We start from the raw sequence: 4,018 nt of genomic DNA, 5'->3' as shown, positions 1-4,018 counted from the left end.
CCCGACGCGGTCAGCTCGGCGATCTGCTGCAACGTGGCACCGATGTCCGACGTCCTCGTCGTCGTCATCGACTGCACGGAGACGGGAGCGTCGCCGCCCACGGCCACCGACCCGACCTGGATACGCCGCGAGGGGCGGCGCATCGCGATCGGCCGGGCCGGCAGCACCGGGAGCCCCAGTGCGACAGGCTCTGAGGACATCACGTCACCCGTGGTTTCCCGAGACGGTCTCCCGCGCCGCCCTCAGGGACTCCTTGAGGGAGCCCATGGTGGCGAGGACAGCGGTGGGCTCGTAGCCGCAGTGCGCCATGCAGTTGGCGCAGCGCGGGTCCTTGCCGCGGCCGTACTTGCTCCAGTCCGTCTCCTCGATGAGCTCCCGGTAGGTGGGGACGTATCCGTCGCTCATCAGGTAGCAGGGCCGCTGCCAGCCGAAGAGCGAGTAGTTGGGGATCGCCCACGCCGTGCACGGGAAGTCCGCCTTGCCCTCGAGGAAGTCGAGGAAGAGCGGCGAGTGGTTGAGCCGCCAGCGCCGCCGGTTGCCGCCCGCGAAGGACTTCTTGAACAGCTCGCGAGTCTGCTCGACGCCCAGGAAGTGCTCCTGGTCGGGTGCCTTCTCGTAGGCGTAGGCGGGCGAGATCATCATCTCGTCCACCTTCAGGTCGTCGTTGAGGTAGTTGAGCACCTCGATGACGGTCTGCGGCGTGTCGGTGTTGAAGAAGGTCGAATTCGTCGTGACCCGGAAGCCGCGGCGCTTGGCCTCCTTGATCGCCTCCACGGCCTCGTCGAAGACGCCTTCCTTGGCCACCGACTCGTCGTGCCGCTCGCGCAGCCCGTCGATGTGCACGGCGAAGGCGAAGTACCGGGAAGGGGTGAACTTCTCGATCTTCTTGCGCAGCAGCACCGCGTTGGTGCAGAGGAAGACGTACTTCTTCCTCGCCACCAACTGACGCACGATCTCGTCGATCTGAGGATGCATCAGCGGCTCACCGCCCGCGATGGAGACCATGGGCGCGCCCGATTCGAGCACCGCACCCACCGCCTGCGCCACCGGCATGCGCTGCTTGAGGACACCGGCCGGATGCTGGATCTTCCCGCACCCCTCACACGCCAGATTGCAGGCGAAGAGCGGCTCCAGCTCGACGATGAGCGGAAACTTCTCCCGCTTGCGGAGTTTCTGTTCGAAGAGGTACGTCCCGACCCTGATGGTCTGACGAAGCGGCATGGCCATCTAGCTCACCTCCTGGGGAGCAGCAAAGAACGGTGCCATTCAAAGAAAGCAGGAAGCACGGCACGAAGAACACGGAAGGCTGATATTCCACCGCGGACCGTGCCAATGCGGACGAGCTCATGCTCTGGAGCGTCCACGACCACCCGGACGGCCGCAACCGGGCGGGGTCCGGTGCTCAGCGCGGTGCGGAGCGTGACGGCGGACTCCATGTCCACCGCGATCGCGCCGGTGGCACACAGGGCGGCCCGTTCGGGACCGCGGACGACATGATCGGAGCCGATCAGCGGACCACAGTGCACCGCACGCCCCGGCACGGCCCGGGCAACCGCCTTGACCAGCAGTTCCGTGTCCGTGCAGCGACTGGTGCCGGCGGGATGACGTGTCTCGTCGGCGACGACCAGGTCCCCGGGATGCATCCCCGGGGCGAGCCCCGCACAGAATCCGGACGCCACGACCGGCGCGCCGCCCAGTGCCTCGGCACTCAGAGCGGCGCGTACGGCCCGTTCCGCGTTCTGCGGCCCCATGCCCGTACGCAGTACGGTCACGGGGCCCCGTGCGCCGCTGCGGTCGCCGCTGCGCAGGGCGGCCTTCTCGATGCCGAGCGCACAGGCGATCAGCAGCGGCGAGGCGGAGCCGGAGGGCCCCGGGGAAGCTGCCATCAGCTCCCCTTGCGGCCGGGCGCGCGGCCGGCGAACGGTTCGCCGTGCACGTACCGGCCGAGCGCGGTCAGTGGAAAGACCTGCCGGTAGAGGTGATAGTTGATCGAGAAGTCCCAGGGGAAGCCGGTCCCGGTGAAATGGGGCTCGTCCCAGGAACCGTCGGCCTGCTGGGTCACGGCCAACCAGGTGACGCCCCGCTCGACCGCCTTGCTCCCCCGCTCTCCCGCGGCCAGCAGGGCGAGCAGCGCCCACGCGGTCTGGGACGCCGTGGAGGCGCCGTGGCCGACCCACTCCTCCTCCCGGTAGGAGCGCAGGTCCTCGCCCCAGCCGCCGTCGTCGTTCTGGACGGATTCGAGCCAGCGGACCGCCCGGCGGATCGCGGGATGCGATGCGGGCACGCCGGCGGCGGCGAGCGCGGGAACCACCGAGCCGGTGCCGTAGACGTAGTTGACTCCCCAGCGGCCGAACCAGGCGCCGTTCGCCTCCTGTTCGGCGAGGAGCCAGTCGATACCGCGCCGGGTGCGCGGGTGATGGGCCTTGCCCTCGTGGGCGAGCATCTCCACGACATGGGCGGTGACGTCCGCCGAGGGCGGGTCGATCACCTCACCGAAGTCGCAGAACGGCAGCCGGTTGGGGAATGTGCTGGTGTTGTCGGCGTCGAACGCGCCCCAGGCGCCGTTCTTCGACTGCATGCCCAGCGTCCAACGGCCTGCCCGGGTGATGGCGCCCTCGACCTGGGAGGGGTCGGGGTGCTTGACCCTGCGCAGCGCGAGGATGACCTCGGCGGTGTCGTCGATGTCCGGGTAGTTGTCGTTGTGGAACTCGAACGCCCAGCCTCCCGGCGCGAGTTGGGGCCTGCGCACCGCCCAGTCACCGGGCCGCACGATCTCCTCGCCGAGCATCCAGTCGGCCGCCTTCACCAGGGCGGGATGGTCGCCGGGCAGTCCCGCGTCGGCGAGGGCGATGGTCGCGAGGCAGGTGTCCCAGACCGGCGACTGACAGGCCTCGACCATGCGGGCCCCGTCCTCGCGCCACACGGTGAAGCGGTCCAGGGACTCCAGCCCTGCCTGCATCACCGGATGCCGGAGGTCGTACCCCAGCAGATGCAGGGCGATGATGGAGTACACGGCGGGCGGCTGGATGCCTCCCCAGCAGCCGTCGTTCTCCTGGCGCTCGACGATCCACCGTGCGGCGGCGTTCATCGCGGCCCCGCGCAGCTTGCGCGGGGCGACCTTGCGGTACAGATGCAGCGCCTTGTCGGTGCGCTGAAAGAAGCCGTCCCAACTGGCGGCCGGGGCAAGGGGCTTGACCGGGTTCGGCCGCGCGGGATCGGTGTGCAGCTCGTCGAGCGCGAACGGCGCCGGCCGCACCGGCCGCTTCGCCGAGACCACGGTGAGCGGCACGATGGTCTGCCGGGCCCAGCAGCCGAAGTCGTAGATGTTCAGGGGGAACCAGGAGGGCAGGAAGATCAGCTCGGGCGGCAGTTCCGGGAGGTCGTCCCACTTCCACCAGCCGAACAGCGCGAGCCAGATACGGGTGAAGACCCGGCTCTCCGCGATGCCGCCGTGTTCCCTGATCCAGGCGGAGGCGCGCGCCATGTGCGGATCGTCCGGCAGGTCGCCCGCCAGCCGGAGCGCGACGTAGGCCTCGATGGTGGTGGAGAGCTCCCCGGGACCGCCGTAGAACGTCGCCCAGGTGCCGTCCTCGCGCTGCTCACCGCGGATGAAGCGGCCGGCAGCCTCGGTGGTGCGCGCGTCCTGGATACCAAGGAACTGACGGAGCAGCAGGTCCTCGGCGTCCATCGTCACGTTGGTGTCGAGGTCGCCCTTCCACCAGCCCTCGGCGTCCTGGATGCTCAGCAGATACTCCACGGAGCGTTCCGCGGCATGCCGTGCGGCCTCGGGCGGATCGGTCGTGGCCGGGCTCGCGATCGTGACGAACGGTGTGTCGGTCGGTGAACTGGCCGCGGCTGCGCGGGCCTTGAGCGGCCCGCTGCTTCCGTCGGTCGTCGCTGTCATGGCTTCCCCTTCGTTGCAGTGCTGATCTGCTGTGCTGGGGTCTCCGTCGGCCGGCCGAAGGCGGTCCAGTAGAGCAGTCTGCCACGGGGCCTGGCGAGTTGGGCCGGTGAGATG

The 4,018-nt window shown here is 69.5% G+C and carries 4 protein-coding genes; all 4 read right to left on the bottom strand.

The window, feature by feature from the left end; translation table 11 throughout:
- Nucleotides 1–200 (bottom strand): flavodoxin-dependent (E)-4-hydroxy-3-methylbut-2-enyl-diphosphate synthase (locus ABTX78_RS36000; protein ID WP_352210967.1); only part of this gene is annotated, 200 nt, incomplete at its 3' end.
- A gap of 4 nt (nt 201–204) precedes the next feature.
- The gene (gene hpnH / locus ABTX78_RS35995) at nt 205–1,227 is read right to left on the bottom strand and encodes an adenosyl-hopene transferase HpnH (RefSeq protein ID WP_352210966.1); all 1,023 of its coding nucleotides are present in this window, start codon (nt 1,225–1,227) and stop codon (nt 205–207) included.
- Nucleotides 1,228–1,232: 5 nt separating this feature from the next.
- A complete protein-coding gene (locus tag ABTX78_RS35990; RefSeq protein ID WP_352210965.1) occupies nt 1,233–1,886 on the bottom strand; it encodes a phosphorylase family protein in 654 nt (217 codons plus the stop codon).
- Nucleotides 1,886–3,904, bottom strand: a complete 2,019-nt coding sequence (gene shc / locus ABTX78_RS35985; RefSeq protein ID WP_352210964.1) for a squalene--hopene cyclase — start codon at nt 3,902–3,904, stop codon at nt 1,886–1,888. Before shc ends, ABTX78_RS35990 begins: the two co-directional genes overlap by 1 nt.
- Between the last annotated feature and the right edge of the window lie 114 nt (nt 3,905–4,018).

The sequence above is a fragment of the Streptomyces sp. NPDC096193 genome (assembly GCF_040302905.1).
Taxonomy (GTDB): domain Bacteria; phylum Actinomycetota; class Actinomycetes; order Streptomycetales; family Streptomycetaceae; genus Streptomyces.
Note: the sequence above shows the minus strand (reverse complement) of the source record. Positions and strands in the feature narration are given on the sequence as shown.